The organism is Alteraurantiacibacter aestuarii (assembly GCF_039523595.1).
GTDB lineage: Bacteria > Pseudomonadota > Alphaproteobacteria > Sphingomonadales > Sphingomonadaceae > Alteraurantiacibacter > Alteraurantiacibacter aestuarii.
Window position 1 is genome coordinate 461,296 of record NZ_BAAAFP010000001.1, and the last position, 16,300, is coordinate 477,595.

17 protein-coding genes are annotated in these 16,300 nt (G+C 61.9%); 6 read left to right on the plus strand and 11 right to left on the minus strand.

Features of this window, described 5'->3' with window-relative positions:
- Nucleotides 1-113 precede the first annotated feature (113 nt).
- Both ABDZ98_RS02350 and ABDZ98_RS02355 read left to right on the plus strand, forming a co-directional pair.
- Nucleotides 114-515: a VOC family protein gene (locus ABDZ98_RS02350; protein ID WP_160590465.1), complete on the plus strand. Its 402-nt coding sequence runs from the start codon at nucleotides 114-116 to the stop codon at nucleotides 513-515.
- 52 nt (nucleotides 516-567) lie between these two features.
- Nucleotides 568-870, plus strand: a complete 303-nt coding sequence (locus ABDZ98_RS02355; RefSeq protein WP_343805509.1) for a hypothetical protein — start codon at nucleotides 568-570, stop codon at nucleotides 868-870.
- A 67-nt stretch (nucleotides 871-937) separates the two neighbouring features.
- On the opposite strand, the gene ABDZ98_RS02360 is transcribed toward ABDZ98_RS02355, so the two are convergent.
- The 8 genes from ABDZ98_RS02360 to ABDZ98_RS02395 form a co-directional block, all read right to left on the minus strand.
- A complete protein-coding gene (locus ABDZ98_RS02360) occupies nucleotides 938-1,255 on the minus strand; it encodes a GIY-YIG nuclease family protein (protein WP_202385986.1) in 318 nt (105 codons plus the stop codon).
- An 80-nt stretch (nucleotides 1,256-1,335) separates the two neighbouring features.
- On the minus strand, nucleotides 1,336-2,496 hold the full coding sequence (locus tag ABDZ98_RS02365) for a PQQ-dependent sugar dehydrogenase (RefSeq protein ID WP_202385962.1): 1,161 nt from the start codon (nucleotides 2,494-2,496) through the stop codon (nucleotides 1,336-1,338).
- 122 nt (nucleotides 2,497-2,618) lie between these two features.
- A complete protein-coding gene (locus ABDZ98_RS02370) occupies nucleotides 2,619-3,518 on the minus strand; it encodes a TauD/TfdA dioxygenase family protein (RefSeq protein ID WP_160590459.1) in 900 nt (299 codons plus the stop codon).
- 36 nt (nucleotides 3,519-3,554) lie between these two features.
- Nucleotides 3,555-4,556 (minus strand): zinc-dependent alcohol dehydrogenase family protein, encoded by a 1,002-nt coding sequence (locus tag ABDZ98_RS02375; protein ID WP_160590457.1) that lies wholly within the window; start codon nucleotides 4,554-4,556, stop codon nucleotides 3,555-3,557.
- Between the two features lie 17 nt (nucleotides 4,557-4,573).
- On the minus strand, nucleotides 4,574-5,320 hold the full coding sequence (locus ABDZ98_RS02380) for an SDR family NAD(P)-dependent oxidoreductase (RefSeq protein WP_160590455.1): 747 nt from the start codon (nucleotides 5,318-5,320) through the stop codon (nucleotides 4,574-4,576).
- A 38-nt stretch (nucleotides 5,321-5,358) separates the two neighbouring features.
- Entirely contained in the window at nucleotides 5,359-6,231 is an 873-nt protein-coding gene (locus ABDZ98_RS02385) for an amidohydrolase family protein (protein ID WP_160590453.1), read from the minus strand.
- 95 nt (nucleotides 6,232-6,326) lie between these two features.
- Complete coding sequence (locus tag ABDZ98_RS02390) at nucleotides 6,327-7,841, minus strand: aldehyde dehydrogenase family protein (protein WP_160590451.1); 1,515 nt, start codon at nucleotides 7,839-7,841, stop codon at nucleotides 6,327-6,329.
- 136 nt (nucleotides 7,842-7,977) lie between these two features.
- Entirely contained in the window at nucleotides 7,978-10,122 is a 2,145-nt protein-coding gene (locus ABDZ98_RS02395; protein ID WP_160590449.1) for a PQQ-dependent dehydrogenase, methanol/ethanol family, read from the minus strand.
- A gap of 208 nt (nucleotides 10,123-10,330) precedes the next feature.
- Between ABDZ98_RS02395 and ABDZ98_RS02400 the strand changes: the two genes are divergently transcribed.
- A complete protein-coding gene (locus ABDZ98_RS02400) occupies nucleotides 10,331-11,446 on the plus strand; it encodes a 5-methyltetrahydropteroyltriglutamate--homocysteine S-methyltransferase (protein ID WP_160590447.1) in 1,116 nt (371 codons plus the stop codon).
- Between the two features lie 153 nt (nucleotides 11,447-11,599).
- Nucleotides 11,600-11,884, plus strand: coding sequence for a hypothetical protein (locus ABDZ98_RS02405; RefSeq protein WP_160590445.1), 285 nt, complete (start codon nucleotides 11,600-11,602; stop codon nucleotides 11,882-11,884).
- Between the two features lie 23 nt (nucleotides 11,885-11,907).
- Here the strand turns inward: ABDZ98_RS02405 and ABDZ98_RS02410 are convergent, their stop codons facing one another.
- Genes ABDZ98_RS02410 through ABDZ98_RS02420 form a run of 3 tightly spaced genes read right to left on the minus strand, consistent with a single transcriptional unit; the run spans nucleotide 11,908 to nucleotide 14,200 of the window.
- Nucleotides 11,908-13,044, minus strand: coding sequence for an amidohydrolase family protein (locus ABDZ98_RS02410; protein WP_160590443.1), 1,137 nt, complete (start codon nucleotides 13,042-13,044; stop codon nucleotides 11,908-11,910).
- Nucleotides 13,044-13,505: a nuclear transport factor 2 family protein gene (locus ABDZ98_RS02415; protein ID WP_160590441.1), complete on the minus strand. Its 462-nt coding sequence runs from the start codon at nucleotides 13,503-13,505 to the stop codon at nucleotides 13,044-13,046. Before ABDZ98_RS02415 ends, ABDZ98_RS02410 begins: the two co-directional genes overlap by 1 nt.
- Nucleotides 13,502-14,200, minus strand: a complete 699-nt coding sequence (locus ABDZ98_RS02420; protein ID WP_160590439.1) for a nuclear transport factor 2 family protein — start codon at nucleotides 14,198-14,200, stop codon at nucleotides 13,502-13,504. Before ABDZ98_RS02420 ends, ABDZ98_RS02415 begins: the two co-directional genes overlap by 4 nt.
- A 72-nt stretch (nucleotides 14,201-14,272) precedes the next feature.
- On the opposite strand from ABDZ98_RS02420, the gene ABDZ98_RS02425 reads away from it, so the two are divergent.
- Both ABDZ98_RS02425 and ABDZ98_RS02430 read left to right on the plus strand, forming a co-directional pair.
- On the plus strand, nucleotides 14,273-15,214 hold the full coding sequence (locus ABDZ98_RS02425; RefSeq protein WP_160590437.1) for an SDR family NAD(P)-dependent oxidoreductase: 942 nt from the start codon (nucleotides 14,273-14,275) through the stop codon (nucleotides 15,212-15,214).
- 95 nt (nucleotides 15,215-15,309) lie between these two features.
- Nucleotides 15,310-16,191: a dienelactone hydrolase family protein gene (locus ABDZ98_RS02430; protein WP_160590435.1), complete on the plus strand. Its 882-nt coding sequence runs from the start codon at nucleotides 15,310-15,312 to the stop codon at nucleotides 16,189-16,191.
- Nucleotides 16,192-16,300: the final 109 nt, after the last annotated feature.

Here is a 16,300-nt window from a genome sequence, read left to right on the forward strand (position 1 = left end):
CTTCCTCTCACGATTGTGAATGAATCACATATACGAAATTAGTATGTGGCACATACAATAATGAGCTACAGGTGCAAGCCATAAGGCGCAGGAAAATGTCAGGAGGCGAAAAGATGCAGGTTCAGGCCCTCGATCACGTGAATATCATCACCGACAGGATGGATGAGACGGCGCAGTTCTACGCCGATCTGCTCGATCTGGACCGCCGCGACGCCCCGCCGCCGCTGACCCCGCAGACCGCCACCTGGATGTTCGATGCGGAAGATCGCGCGATCATCCACATCAATTCCGTCGATTGCCCGCGCGCCTATGACCGCGAAGTCCAGCCCGGCGCGCTGACCGGCGCGCTGCACCACGTGGCGCTGAAATGCGAAGGCTTCGACGAGGTGAAAGAGCGTCTCGACGCGCGCGGGGCGGACTACAAGGAGAATCTGGTGGAGGCGATTGGCCTCAGGCAAATTTTTACAGCGGACCCCAATAATGTGCTGCTGGAGCTGAACTTCTTTGGGGAGTGAGGGGCAGGAGCCTGAAGCAAGCCTGCTTGCCAGGATAGTCTGGGGGCTCGTTGTGACAGTGTTTTTCGTTGCTCTGGCCTCGCTTGCGGTCGGCAAGGCGCTTGACTGTCTGGATGGAGAGCTGATCACCCGACGTGGGGCGCCGGTACCGCCTTTCTTGTTGGGCGGGTTGGGGATTTCCTTCTTTGTTCTGCCGGTTTGGTCTGGCATCCGGCTGTATAATTTTGAAAGCGAGGTGCCTGTCACCTTGCGGGATTGGTTGTTGGCTGGCGCGTTCCTGCTCTCGCTTGGCGTTTCCGGCGGCGCAATCGTTGTCATGGCATGGGCGCAGGCCGAAAATCTCGGCATGTTCTAGTCTGGCCTGAGTTGGCATAAACGTGATGCCCCTCCAATTCGTCATTCCCGCGAAGGCGGGAATCCAGTTAGCGCAGCGTTTCAAAACCGAGATCTTCGGCCAGATCACGCCAGTTCTTGTTGGCTTCCTCAATCATCCGCATCTTCCACGAGCGGTTCCATTTTTTCAGCTGCTTTTCGCGGGTGATGGCGTGATCCATGGTGGCGTGGATCTCAAACCAGACCAGCATCTTGCAGCCATGCCTCTTGGCAAAGCCTTCGAAAACCCCGGCGCGATGCTGGGCAATGCGTTGCGGTAGATTCGAGGTTACTCCGAGATAGAGCGTGCCATTGCGAGCGGAGGCAATGAGATAAACTGCGGGCTGAAATTCCCTTTGTATAACCAGCGCTTACTGGATTCCCGCCTTCGCGGGAATGACGAATGGGCAGGTGGTAAGGTTGAACTCAGCAATACCACGGCACCGCCTCACTTCTTTGCCGGAACAATCCGCAAAATCTTGCCCTCAACCCCGTCGGTCAGGACGTAGAGCGAGCCGTCGGGCGCCTGTTTCACCAGTCGCAGCCGCTCTTCCTGATCAACCAGCAGACGTTCCTCGCCCACCACACGGTCTCCTTCCAGCTTCAACCGCACAAGATGCATCTGGCTCAATGAGGTGACGAAAGCATCACCCCGCCATTCGGGGAAGAGGTCGCCGGTGTAAAAGGCAAGGCTTGAGGGCGAGATGACCGGGTCCCAGTAATAGACCGGCTGGAGATAGCCGCCTGCATCCTCGCCGCCGCTCACCGGGCCATCGCCCACCAGCTCGCCGCTATATTCAAGGCCGTAGGAATTGACCGGCCAGCCATAATTTGCGCCCGGTTCGATCAGGTTCAGCTCATCGCCGCCGCGCGGGCCTACATCCACTTCCCACAATTGCTCCGTGCCGGGCCGGAACGCGAGGCCAAGCGGATTGCGGAAGCCCGCCGCCCACAGCTCCGGCAGAGCGCCCTCCTGTCCGGCATAGGGATTGCCGGGCGCCGGCTTGCCATCGGTGGTGATGCGCACGATCTTGCCGATGCCGGTGTCCAGCTGCTGGATATAGGGGCGCAGCGGGGTGGATGCGAGATCACCCAGAGTAACGAACAGCGCGCCGCTATCATCAAACAGCATGCGCGCACCAAAATTGCCATGCTCTGAGGGAAGACTGGGTTCCTGCCGGTAGATTACTTCCACATCGTCCAGCCGAGGCGCAGCTCCATCAATCAGAGTGCCACGCGCCACGGTGAGCATATTGCCTTCGGGTCGCCCTTCGACATAACTCCAGAAAATCCGGTGGTTCCGGGCAAAATCAGGGTCAAGCACCACGTCTGCCAGACCGGAGATTTCCTGGCGGGTGATTTCGGGAACGCCTTCAATGGCGGGCGACAAGTTGGCGCCATCGACGATGCGCATGCGCCCGTCGCGTTCGGTTACCAGCAGCCGCCCATCGGGCAGGAAGGCCATACCCCACAGATCGACCAGCCCTTCGGCGATAGTCTCCACTTCGAAGGACACGTTGGAAATCATCGAAGGGGCGCGCGTTTGTTCAGGAAAAGCGGGGACCTGCTCTGGCGCATTGGCGGCGTTTTCTTCCACCGGAGGGCCCATTACGGGTTCCGGGATCTCAGCTTCCCGAGAGCACCCTCCCACGAGGAAAGCGCATAGAGCTGCGCTTGCGGCCATATTGGCAATCTTCATGTCTTCACTCCCCCCAAATCAGATTCCGGTTCTCAAACCGGCACACCCCCTGCCGTCGTCGTCCGGTACATCTCCCGCCGCCAGCCGTCATAATCGTTCGGCCCCAGGTGCATGGTGGCGCGGTTGTCCCACAGGGCGACCATGCCGGGCTGCCAGCGCAGGCGGCAGGTGAAGGCCATTTGCGTGGTGTGCTGCACCAGATAATCGACCAGCGGCTTGGCCTCATGCGTGGTCATGCCTTCGATTCCCACAGTGTAGGTATCGCAGATATACAGCGATTCCTCGCCCGTTTCCGGGTGAGTGCGCACCAGCGGGTGGAAGCTGCCCTTCATCCCTTGCTCGTGCTTGGCCGCATCGCCAAAGCCGATCGCCTCGCCGCGCAATTTGTTCTGCGTGGCATAGTTGTTGGCGGCGGACATATGCACGCGCAGGCCGCGCAGCATATCCTGATAGGTCTTGCTCAGATGGCGGAAAGCCAGCGCGCAATTGGTCCAGCTGGTATCGCCGCCATAGGGCGGGCCTTCGATCTGCCGCAGGGTGGTGAAGCTGGGCGGTTCGGGCAGGAACGGGCTGTCCGTATGCCAGCCGCCGCCAAACAGGCTGGGCGTGACTTCGTCCGCTTCCTTGATGATCGGGTGCACCTCGCGGTGGCCGGGAACGCCCTGGGTATAGGCATCCACTGCAAACGGGCCGAGGCGTGCAGCGAATTCCTCATGCTCTGCGTGGCTCAGGTGCTGATCGCGCAGGAACAGCATCTTGTGGCGGCACAGCGCCGCACGGAAATCGGCAAAGGCCTCGTCCGATAGACCGGTCAGGCGCACGCCGGCAATTTCGGCCCCCATCGCGCCCGACAGCGGCAGCGTTTCGAAATGGGGGGAGGGCTCGGCATGATTGTCGAATCCGCCCGCCGGTGTGACGCGCACTTCCCACATTGGTCTTCTCCCTCGCCCCGTTTCGCGGGCCTGCTCTTAAAGTTCGATCACCGTCTTGCCGAAGCTGTCGGGACCCCATGCATGGGCATAGGCCTTGGCCGCCTTGTCGAAGCTGAAGCGTCCACCAATCGGCGGCTCGATTTCGTTGCTGTCGATAAAGTCGTTCAGGTCACGCGCCATCTCGGCCGACCCGACGAAGATACCGCGCAGCGTGCCGCCGGTCATCATCAGCGCATGCGGGCTGGGCGGTTCGCCCTGAGACAACACGCCGATCAGCGCGATCTCGCCTTCGTTGGCGAGCGCTTGCATCGACTGGGCCAGCGTGCCCACACCGCCGACTTCAACCACCTGGTTGGCGCCGCCGAACTGCGATTTCACCGCCGCGCCCCAGTCGGGAGTGGTCTTGTAATTGATCAGGTGATCCGCACCCAGGTTCTTGGCGCGGCTCAGCTTCTCATCGCTGGAGGAGGTGCAGATGACTTCTGCGCCCATCGCCTTGGCCAGTTGCAGCGCGATCATCGAGACGCCGCCGGTGCCCAGCACCAGCACCTTGTCTCCCGGCCTGACCATGCGGCCACGCGTCAGCGCGTTCCACGCCGTCACGCCGGCGCAAGGCAGGCAGGCAGCCTGCGAATAATCGAGGCTTTCGGCGATCTTCACCACGCCCTGTTCGGGCAGCACGACGAGTTCGGCCAACATGCCGGGGCCCATGCCATCACCCAGGGCGCGGCCCATCACCATCGGGCCATCAACCCAGTCGAGGAAGAAGCTGCCCTGAACGCGGTCACCCACGGCCACGCTGGTGACGCCTTCGCCCACGGCAACAACTTCACCTGCGCCATCTGACAGGGGGATGGACGGCTGCTTCAGCGCGCCGCCGAAATACTTGCCGCTGGCAACGGCGAAATCGCGGTAATTGATCGTCCATGCCTGCGGTGCGATCAGCACTTCGCCCGGGCCTGCCACGGGATCGGGCAGGTCCTGTATGTAAAGTTTGTCGAAACCGTCTGACCCGGCGGGCAACATCCATGCGCGCATTTTATGTTCTCCAGTTCTTAAACTTCAATCGATTCCAGCACGCCGCCATCCACGGCCCAGTCCTGGCCGGTGACATGGCTGGCGGCATCGGACAGCAGGAAGCAGGCGACTTCGGCCAGTTCCTCCGGGCTGCCCATGCGGCGCTGGGGAATGCGGGCTTCTATCCTGCCCTTCTGCTCGGTGGGAATACGGTCCAGGGCCTCTGTACGGATGAAACCGGGGATGATGCAATTGGCGCGGACATTATGCGGGGCCATCTCCACCGCAATCGCGCGGGTCAGGCCCAGCACGCCATGCTTGGAGGAGACATAGGCCGGGTTCATCGCCATGCCGCGCTTCGATCCCATGGAGCCGGTGACGAGGATGGAGCCCTTGCCCGCCTCGATCATGGCAGGGAGCACCTTTTGCGCGGCCCAGAATACCGATGTCAGATTGACCTTGATCGTCTCTGCAAAAACCTCCGGGTCGAAAGCGGTGAAGGGGGTGAAGCCGCCGGTCAGACCGGCATTGGCGAACAGCGCCTCAACGGGTCCGAAATGGGCCGCAGCGGCATCCAGCGCGCCTTCAAGTGCGGCCTTGTCACCCACATCGGCGGCAAAGCCTGCGGCATTGGTGCCCAGTTCGCTGCACACTTCGTCCAGCACGTCCTTGCGCCGGGCCAGCAGCGAGACGCGCGCACCGCGCTCCACCAGCATTTTCGCCGCCACCAGGCCGATGCCCGATGATGCGCCGGTGACGCAGATATGCTTGCCGCCAAAGTCCATTGCTACCCTCTTCCCTTTTTCATTATCGCCGCGAAGGTTCAGGCCAGCCCCAGCACCCGCGCGGCATTGTCCTTCATGATGCCGGGCATCACTTCCTCGCGGAAGCCAACTTCCTTGGCTGCGGCGATCCACTTGTCCGGGTGGATCAGCGGGAAATCGGTGCCGAACAGCATCTTCTTCTTCAGCTGCGTATTGGCGTGCTGGATCACCTGCGGCGGGAAGTACTTGGGGCTCCAGCCGCTCAGGTCGATGAACACGTTGGTCTTGTGCAGCGCCATCGACAGACTCTGGTCAACCCAGGGCCAGCTGGGGTGGGCAAGGATGATCTTCATGTCGGGGAAATCCACCGCGACATCATCGATCAGCATTGGCTCGCCAAATTTCAGCCGCATGCCGCCGCCGCCGCGCATCCCCGTTCCCATGCCGGAATGGCCGGTGTGGAAGATGGCGGGCAGCTTGTATTCGTTGATCACCTCGTAAATCGGATAGCCCATCTGGTCCGCCGGATGGGCATTCTGGGCGATGCCGTGGAACTTGAAGCCCTTGACCCCGTGGTTCTCGATCAGGTCGAGCGCCTCGCGCGCGCCATACTTGCCCTTGTGCGGATCGATGGAGGCGAAGGGAATGCAGATATCGTCATTCTTGTTCGCCAGCTCCGCCACCTCGTAATTGGAGACGCGCTTGGCCCCCATGCCGCTTTCGCAATCGACGGTGAACATCACGAAGGCGATCTGCGTCTCACGGTAAAGCTCGATGATCTCGGGCATTTTTGGCCGTTCGCGCGGCGCCTTGAAATAGGTGCTGGCGGCATCGAAGAACTTGCCCATGATCGGATCTTCGGGATCGTGGCAGCTGACTTCCGCATGCACATGCATGTCGATGGCGCGGATCTTGGTGAGGTCGATGGGCATGGCGATTTCCTGCTGCAAATTTGTCCTGTGAGGCTGAACACGAAAAGGCCCGCCCCGGCAATGCCGAAGGCGGGCCCCAATCGCGTTTCAGCGCATCACAGCTTCATCATGACTGCCTTGGTTTCCAGATAAGCCTCAAGGCCCAGGCGGCCCTGTTCGTGGCCGATGCCGGATTCTTTGTAGCCGCCGAACGGGATGGCGGTGTCGATCATGGCGTGGCAGTTGATCCACACCGTGCCGGCCTGCAGCTTGCTGGCGATGCGATGGGCGGCGGAAACGTCCTTGGTCCACACACCGGCGGCGAGGCCGTATTGCGTGTCATTGGCTTCCTTCACCACATCGTTGATGTCGTCAAAACGCTGGGCGACCACCACCGGGCCGAAGATTTCCTCGCGCACTACGCTCATCTGCGGGTTCACATCGGTGAGGATGGTGGGGTTGACGTAATAGCCGCCATCGCTGGACGGCACATCGCCGCCCATCAGTACCGAAGCGCCATCGCGCTTGCCGGCATCGATGTAGCCCATCACGCGTTCGTGCTGTTCGGCAGAGACCAGCGGGCCCATGTGGGCGGTGGGATCAAGGCTGGCCCGCGGTGCCCAGAATTCGGCGGTTTCGGCCATGCCTTCCACCACCTTGTCGAACACGCTCTTGTGCGCATAGAGGCGCGAGCCGGCGACGCACACCTGGCCCGAGTTGAAGAAGATCGCCTGGCTGACGCCGGGTGCGGTTTCGGCCACGTCGACATCGGGCATCACCACAACCGGGCTCTTGCCGCCCAGTTCCAGGGTCACATGCTTGAGCGTATCGGTGGCGTTCTTGTTGATCAGCTTGCCGATTTCGGTGCTGCCGGTGAAGGCCACCTTGTCCACGTCAGGGTGCTTGACCAGACGGTCACCGCCGGTGTGGCCATAGCCGGTGATGATGTTGACCACGCCAGCGGGAATGCCGGCTTCCATCACCATGTCGGCCAGACGCAGCGCGGTCAGGCTGGTCTGTTCGGCAGGCTTGAGGATGGTGGTGCAGCCAGCGGCCAGCGCCGGGGCGATCTTGAGGCAGGCCATCAGCAGCGGGAAGTTCCACGGCACGATCTGCGCGCACACCCCCACCGGCTCCTTCAGCGTATAGGCAAACATCATGCCGCCGGGCATGGTGTAGGGGGCAATCGTCTCACCGTTGATCTTGCCGGCCCAGCCAGCCATGTAACGGATGTGGGCGACGGCGCCGGGCACGTCGATCATTGCGGCCATGCCCTTTGGCTTGCCCACGTCGATGGCTTCCAGCTCGGCGAATTCGTCGGCATGGGCTTCGATCAGGTCGGCCAGACGGTGCATGATCTTTTCGCGCGCGATCGGCGGCATGCCGCGCCAGCGCTCATCATCAAAGGCAACGCGGGCAGCGGCCACGGCCCGGTCCACGTCCTTGTCGGTCGCTTCCACGAAGCTGGAGACGACCTTGCCCGAGGACGGATCCTCGACATCGATGGTCGCATCGCCGGAGCTGTCGACCCACTCGCCATTGATGAACAGCTGCGGCTTGCGGGCCAGGGCCTTCTTCACGGCAGCCGAATATTCGCGCTGGGTGCGATCGATAGTGGTCACTTCATTCATGGGCGGGTTTTCCTTCTCCGAAACGAATCTATTTGCCGAACAATCTAACAGAGGCGGCGCACGCTGCCTATGCGTGCGCGGCCAAGCTAACGATCGTTACGATGAACCGAATTTGCGCGCCAGACAAGCGCCGCGCTCAGCGATTCTCCAGCGCCTTGTCCTCATTGGCGCGACTGATCAGATACTGGCGGATGTTCTCTGCATCATCGGCGTTCAGCACCGATGCAAAGGACACCATGCCGCGTTCATGCAGCGCGCCATCGATCAGCACCATGCGCATGACATCGCCATCGCCGATTGCACCCGAATGGCGCAGGTCGGGATTGAGCGCACCGGCGATGCCGGCATCGCCGTGGCAGGCGCCGCAGTAACGGCCATAGCTTTGCGCCCCTGCGGCGACCTGCTGGGGCGTACCGGTAAAGGCGGGCGGATCGAGGACCATCTCAGCCAGCGCAGGCGGTGCGGGCAGTTGCCCGGTAGCGCCCAGCTTGAACACCATCAGGCGGCTGATATTGCGCGGACGGCCTGACTTGGCGGTCATCACGCCGGGCGCGATATCCCAGATGCCGCCCCAGCCCACCAGAACGGCGACATATTGTTCGCCGTCGATGGCATAGGTCATCGGTGCGGCCATCACCCCGCTCTGCGTGGCAAAGGACCACAGCCGCTCACCTGATGTTGCATTGAACGCCGCGAACTGCTCGCCTGCGCTGCCCTGGAACACCAGATTGCCCGCCGTCGCCAGCGTGCCGCCGTTCCACGGGCCTATGTAATCGTGACGCCATGCCTCGCGTCCGGCCACCGGATCCCACGCGACCAGCGCGCCGGTGGTGGCATCGAGAGCAGCCTGGCGGATTTCTGGAATGGCCGGCATGGCAGTGCCGGCGCCGTCAATCCCGGTCTGGAAGCCAAGCGCGCTCGGCTCCCAGTCATCGCCCGCTGCGCGATAGGGGAATGCAGTGAGGTTGGCAGGAATATAGACCAGGCCGGTATCGGGCGAATAGCTCATCGGCTGCCAGCTGTGCGCGCCGGCTGCACCGGGAAGGCCGGTCCAGGTTTCTCCGGTCAGCTCATAGCGGGCCTGCGGATTGATTTCGGGCTTGCCGGTGACCGGATCGATGCCGGTGGACCAGTTGAGTGCGGTCCACGCCTCGGCCTGAATGAATGCGCCGCTGGCCGCATCCAGAACGTAGAAATAGCCGTTCTTGGGGGCGTGCAGCACCACGTGGCGCTGTTCACCCTTTATGGTCATGTCGGCCAGGGTGATCCCGGCATTGGAATCATAGTCCCAGCGGTCTTCCGGCGTCTGCTGGAAGTGCCAGGCATATTCGCCGCTGTCGGCATGGAGTGCCACGATGGAGGAGGTAAACAGATTGTCCCCCTGCGTATCGGGCTGCGTATTGGCCACGGCATTGCGATCGTTGACTGCGGGGTTCCACGGCTCGGCATTGCCGGTGCCGAACAGCACCAGGTCATTCACCGGGTCATAGGTAATCGAATCCCACACGGTGCCGCCACCGCCCAGTTCCCACCAGTTGCCGCCCCACGTGGAAGCGGCCATTTCCATCGCATCATTCTCGAAACCGTCAGCGGGATTGCCCGGCACGGTGTGCCAGCGCCAAAGCTCCTCGCCGTTCTCCCAGTCATAGGCGGCGATGAAGCCGCGCGCGCGATATTCCGCGCCGCCGGTGCCGATGAACACGCGGCCACCGGCCACGCGCGGGGCGCCGGTAATGGTGTAATCTTCCTGATTGGGAACCACCGTGCTGGTCCATTCCACGGCGCCGGTCTTCTGGTCGAGAGCGACCAGACGGCCATCCAGCGTGGCCACGAACACCTTGTCACCATAAAGCGCCACGCCGCGGTTCACCGCATCGCAGCACGCGCGCACCAGCGTTTCGCGCGGGACTTCGGGGTCATATTCCCAGATCAGAGTACCGGTCTTGGCATCATAGGCCTTCACCATGCTCCAGGCGGTGGAGACATAGAGCACGCCGTCATGCATCAGCGGAGTGGCTTCCTGCCCGCGGGCGGTATCCAGATCGGCATACCAGGCCAGGCCCAGGTCACCCACGTTGGCGGCGCTGATCTGCGTCAGCGGGCTGAAGCGCTGCTCGCCATAATCGCGGCCATAGGTGAGCCATTCGTTGCCGTCCGCAGCGGCCAGCATCGCGTCTGTCACGCCTTGCGTCGCGGGGCCGGAGAAGGAAGGTTCCGCCTCTCCGCAAGCTGCCAGCGCCAGCGCAGCACATGATGCCGCGATCCATTTTGCCAATGCCATCGGACTACTCTCCCAACCCATTTCCATATGTTTCGCGCTTAGCCGCGATTTTGTAAGTTTTGCATACAAAAGCGCCGCGCAGGATCAAGCGCAATTTCCCAGTTGCAGCGCGCTGGCAAATGGGTCTATCGCCCTTTTGTCCAGTCGAGCGCGAGCCCGCGTTATGACCCTGGTCTAGCCAAATCATTGCTTAGACAGGACATTTTAGATGACAACGAAACTGCCTTCGCGCGCCGACCATGTCGGCTCGTTTCTTCGTCCGCAATCGGTGATTGAAGCACGCAATCACCGCGCGGCCAATAATATCTCCTATGAAGACCTGCGCCAGATCGAGGATGCGGCAATTGCCGACCTTGTTACCTGGCAGGAAGGGCTGGGCCTGAAAGCCATTACCGATGGCGAATTCCGGCGCTATTTCTTCCATACCGATTTCCTGCTCCAGCTTGCTGGCGTGGAGGAAAAGGGCGGGCTGAAGAAAGCCTTCAAGAACGATGCCGGCAAGGATGTGCAATTCGCCCCGCCGGTGATGGTGATCAACGGCAAGATCAGGCATCAAAAGCCGATCCAGCTGGCCGATTACCAGTTCCTGGCCAGCAAGGTGAGCGATGGACATATGGCCAAGGTAGCCATTCCCTCGCCGTCCATGCTGCATTTCCGCGCCGGACGTTCGGGCATTCCCGAAGATGTCTATCCGACGATGGATGAGTTCTATGCCGATGTGGCGGCGGCTTACCGCGCCGAAGTGACCAGCCTGGCCGATGCCGGTTGCCGCTACATCCAGATGGACGACACCAACCTTGCCTATCTGTGCGACGATGAGCAGCGCGCGGCGGCGGCGGAACGGGGCATGGACCCAGATGCCACCACCCGCCAATATGCGCAGCTGATCAATGACAGCTTCGCCTCCGCTCCGGCTGACATGATCAAGGCGATCCACCTGTGCCGCGGCAATTTCCGCAGCAGCTGGGCCGCCGAAGGTGGTTATGAGCCGGTGGCCGAGATCATGTTCAACGAGCTGGATATCGACGCCTTCTTCCTGGAATATGACGATCCCCGCTCTGGCGATTTTGCCCCGCTGCGCTTCCTGCCCAAGGGCAAGACCGTGGTTTTGGGTCTGGTCACCACCAAGCTGGGCGATCTGGAAACCAAGGACGATATCAAGCGCCGCATCGATGAGGCGGCCAAGTTCGTCGATCTGGATCAGCTGGCGCTGTCGCCGCAATGCGGCTTTGCCAGCACGGTGCACGGCAATGACATCACCACCCAGCAGCAGGCCGACAAGATCAGCCTGTGCATCGAAGTGGCAAAGGAAGTCTGGGGCTGATTTCTGCGGTTTTCAGAACGGACCAAGAAAGGGGGGCGGCGCTCAGGCAGTGCCGCCCCTTTTTATGCCCGACCGCTTGATGAACAGGCCGAACACCCGGTGTTAACCATGCCTGCGTAATACAGGTCTTGCTGTATTTGTGCGGAGGGCGAAATGCCAAGTCGTAAGGTCAGGTGCAAGACGTCGCGCATAGGCGCACAATGCGATCTCGATCGCGGCTCCTTCGCGGTTGCCCTGTCCGATATCACGCCCGACGGCTGTTCCTGCGAAGCGCCGGTCGACTGGGAGGGCGATCTGGATTTCCTCCACCTGAAAATCGCCGGCCGCATCGACATCAACGGCCGCGTTCTATGGCAAGAAGGCAAGCGCGCAAGCATTCGCTTCTTTGGCCAGATTCACCCGTCTGTGGTGGATGAACTGGGCCGACTGGCGGCCTGATCAATCGGCGCGCTCGCGCAGTGTCATCCGGTTATCCGGAACACCGCCCGCGCATTGTCTTCCATCAGCATCTTCTTGACCTTGGGGTCCATGTCCATGCGGTCATAGGCGGCGACTTCATCGTAGCTCTGCTGGTAGGGGTAATCCATTGCGTAGATCACGCGGTCCGGGCCCAGCACATCCTGACAGAACTTGATCGCAGGTTCCCACGCCACGCCGCTGGTGGTGATCCAGATATTGTTCCTGAAATAATGGCTGACCGGGTGCTGCAACTTGATCTGCTCGCCCCCGTCGATCAGCGGACGCGGGCGGCCATCGGCATTGCCCTGCATCCAGTCGAACCGGTATAATTGCAGCGGCATGCATTCGCCCATGTGGCCGATCACCAGCCGCAATTTGGGGAACCGGTCGAATGCGCCGGACATGATCAGGCCCATCGTGTGCAGCCAGACATCATGCGGGAAGCCGCCCAGTGCGCCGAAGAAGCCGCGCTTTTCGTAATGGCCGCCGTTGAAGGGTGCGGTGGGGTGGATATACAGCGCCAGGTCATTGGCCTCCAGCGCCTCCAGGATGGGCGCGAATTCCGGCTCATCCAGATAATGCCCCTGGAAGTGCGAATTGAGCACGGCGCCGTTGAGCTTCAGCTCCTTCGCCGCGCGCTCCAGCTCCTTCACCGACCCTTCCACATCGCGCGGATCGAAGGCGGCGCAGGCGGAAAAGCGGTCCGGATATTTGCGGCAGGCCGCGGCGGCAATGTCATTCGCCTGCCGCGCCAGAGCAGTGCCTTCACCGGGGCGCACCACCTGCACGCCGGGCGCGGTCAGCAGCAGCAATTGCCGGTCGATCCCCAGCTCGTCCATATGGCTGATGCGCAGTTCGCCCAGATCCTGCAGCATGTCCTGCAGGCTGGGCATTTTGGCGAACATGCCCGCCATGCGCAGCGAATCGTCCTCCGGCGCTTCGCCGCTTTCGAGATATTCGACCTGCGCCTTTACCAGCGCGGGGAAGGTCCATGCCTCCTCTATCGCGATCCGCTTGTACGGAGCATCGCGGTCCACATGGCCCGAACGCGGGGCCAGTCCAATGCGGGTGCGGTGGCTGAAATCTTCCTTGAAGTGGCCTTTCAGCCCCTTTTCACTGCCGTCTTCCAGTTTCGTCATCAGAACATTCCATTCGGGTTCTTGGAGGTCGCCGGATCGGGCACCTCCTGCATCACGTCCCAGTGCTCGACAATATAGCCGCCTGCCACGCGCAATATATCGACAATGGCGTGGCCGCGCGTGCCCTTCTCGCGGCGGAAGTGGAAATGCACCGCCACCAGATCATCCGTGCCCCAGACCACGCGCTTCACCTCATGCGTCAGGTCGGGCAGGCGCGCCATGCTCGCCTGCATCATGTCCAGCGTGGCATCGCGGCCCGTGGGGGCGTTGGGATTGTGCTGGATATAGTCAGGATGCATCCAGCAGGTGAATGCGTCAGTGGGATTATCCTCGACATAGAACAGCTGGATGAAGCGCTCCGCCACCTGCCGGGTGGAGAGCGTTTCACGTGCTGCCGTATCGCGCGGATCGAAGGGCGGCGCGCCCGTATCCCAAGGCAGGGCCGAGGGGGCGGGCTTCACTTGCCGGCCTGTTCCGCAAAGGCGATGCCGAATTTGGGATGGGCGAAGTGCATCGGCACATCCTGACGGAACGGCCACGTCTGGCGGTGCTGGTCCGCAGTCAGGATCCGGTCAGGACCGAGCGGGTCTTCCGGGAACAGCTTGGTGGCCGGTTGCAGATGCGCGGTGGTGTGTGCCCAGCCGCTTTCATAATCGCCCTGCCACTGCATCATGTAATCCAGCCGCTTGATCTTCCACACACCGTCCACCTTGACGTAATCATTCTCGTAAATGCCTGCTTCCATGAACTGCTGCGGCATCATTTCCTCGCGCGTGTCCTGGAAATCATCGTGCCAGCCGCCCAGCAGAATGCCGTGGAAACGGCCCTTCGCAGTCATCCCGTCCGGCGCCACGGTGACGATGTCCTGCATCTGGAAATGGTCGAGCAGCAGGCCGTTGACGGGGCCGGGCTTGCCGCCGGTAAAGCGCCCGGCGATCCAGTCTCCATACAGGCGCTTTACACCCGCATGGCCGACATATTCGCCCGACAGGAAGACCACGCAGCCATCTTCGGCAAACAGGTCCGCCACTTCGTCCGGGCGGTTGAAATCGATGTAATAGCCATAGGCCCAGTGCAGGCGGCGGATCGCGGCCATGTCTTCCAGTTCGCGTACACGCAGTTCCAGCGCACCCAGACGGGCTTCCACATCACTCATTGTCGACTCTCCCAAAAATCTTACTATCAACCCTAACGAACGATACTGTTTTGGCGAGAGGGAATTTGGGAAATGAGCGAGCAAGCTGAAGGTTGGGCCAAGGAATGGGAAGGCCGCGTGGCTTTCATCACGGGTGCAGTTACGGGCATCGGCCTTGGCGTGGCGCAGGCGTTCGCCGATGCGGGCATGAAGCTGGCGCTGTCCTATCGCAATGAGGATGACAAGGCGGCCACGGCCAGGTGGTTCGAGAGCAAGGGCTATGACCAGCCGCTGTTCATCAAGCTGGACGTGACCGACCGCGAGGGTTTTGCCAAGGCCGCCCGGCAGGTGGTCGATCATTTTGGCGAAGTGCACGTGCTGGTGAACAACGCCGGGGTCAGCGTGTTCGGCCCCACGGATGAGGCCAGCTATGACGATTATGACTGGATCATGGGCGTTAACTTCGGCGGCGTGGTCAACGGCCTGGTCAGCTTCCTGCCCGCGATCAAGGCCAGCGAGGGCCGCCGCCACGTGGTCAATATTGCCAGCATGGCCGCCTTCCTTCCGGGTCCGCAGGCGGGCATTTACACCGCCAGCAAATTCGCCGTGCGCGGCCTGACGGAGAGCCTGCGTTACAACCTTGCGCCGCACGGCATCGGCTGTTCGCTGTGCTGCCCGGCACTGACCCGCACCAATGCCTGGACCAGCGCGATGAAGCGGCCCGATGGCTTTGGCGAAAGCGGCTTTCCCGAGACTTCGGATGAGCAGCTGGCCCAGTTCGGCACGGCGTTCGAGGAAGGGATGGACCCCTATGAAGTGGGCACCAAGATCCTGCGCGGCATGACGCGGCAGGACGGGCTGATCCTGACCCACCCTGAACACGGCCCGGATTTTGAGGAAAATCACGCGAAGATCATGGCGGCTCTGCCGGATGAGGAGGCCCCTGCCGGCCGCCTGAAGATCGAGCAGCTGCGCCGCGATGCGATGAAGGCCGCAGAGGAAGGTCTGATCATCAAGCTGGACGATCTGACCTGATGCTGATGCGCGATCGGGCCTAGACCTTACGCCTTGCTCTGATATCCTCGCGGCCAATCAAGAGGATCACATCAAGAGCAATTGGGGAGGTCACTATGTGCGATCAGGATATTCTGGACGGAATGGCAACGCTGAAGGGCGGCATTAATCGTCGCCAGTTTGCCCATCTGGGCGTGGTGGCAGGCGCGGGCGCAACGCTTGCGGCCTGCACCACCACCAGCGATGCAGCGTCGGGCGGGGTGGTGGAAACCGCCGTTTCCTTCGCCGCACCGGGCGGCACGATGGACGGGTTCTTCTATCACCCGGCCACCGGCAAGCATCCCGCGGTGATCATGTGGCCGGACATTGCCGGTATTCGCGATGCCAAGAAGGCGATGGCTCGGCGGCTGGCTGAAGCGGGCTATGCGGTGTTCCTGGGCAATCCCTATTACCGCAGCGCGCCGGCACCGCAATTTGCCGATTTCGAGGACTGGCGCGCCAATGATGGCTTTGCCGCAGTGCGTCCGTGGATGGCCCAGAATACGCCGGAAGCGATCATGGAAACCGTGCGTGCCGTGGTCGGCTGGCTGGATGGCCAGGCGGCGGTGGACTCATCGCGTGGCATCGGCACGCAGGGCTATTGCATGACCGGCAGCTGGACGATCTACGGCCTTGCCGCAGTCCCCGGCCGGGTGAAGGCAGCGGGCAGCTTCCACGGCGGCGGACTCGTGGGAGAGGCGGCCAATGCGCCGGTCAACATGTTCGACGATGTGGCAGCCGATGCTCACGCGCTGATCGCCATTGCCCAGAACGACGATGCCAACGCGCCTGACGACAAGGTTGCACTGCGCGCTTCTGCCGATGCCGCGGGCCTTGATGCGACAATCGAGGTTTACGCCGGGGACCACGGCTGGACCGTGCTCGACAGCCCCGTTTACAACGAAGCCGAGGCCGAGCGTGCCTGGGCCAATCTGCTGGCGCTGTATTCGCAGCTTTGATGCAAGGCGCCACCGCGCGGCAAGGTGCTGCGCGGTGGCCGCCCGGCCATTTCCTATATTGCGCCAGATCAAGGCAGGCCATTTCCCGGCCACCTATCCCCCTTCACAC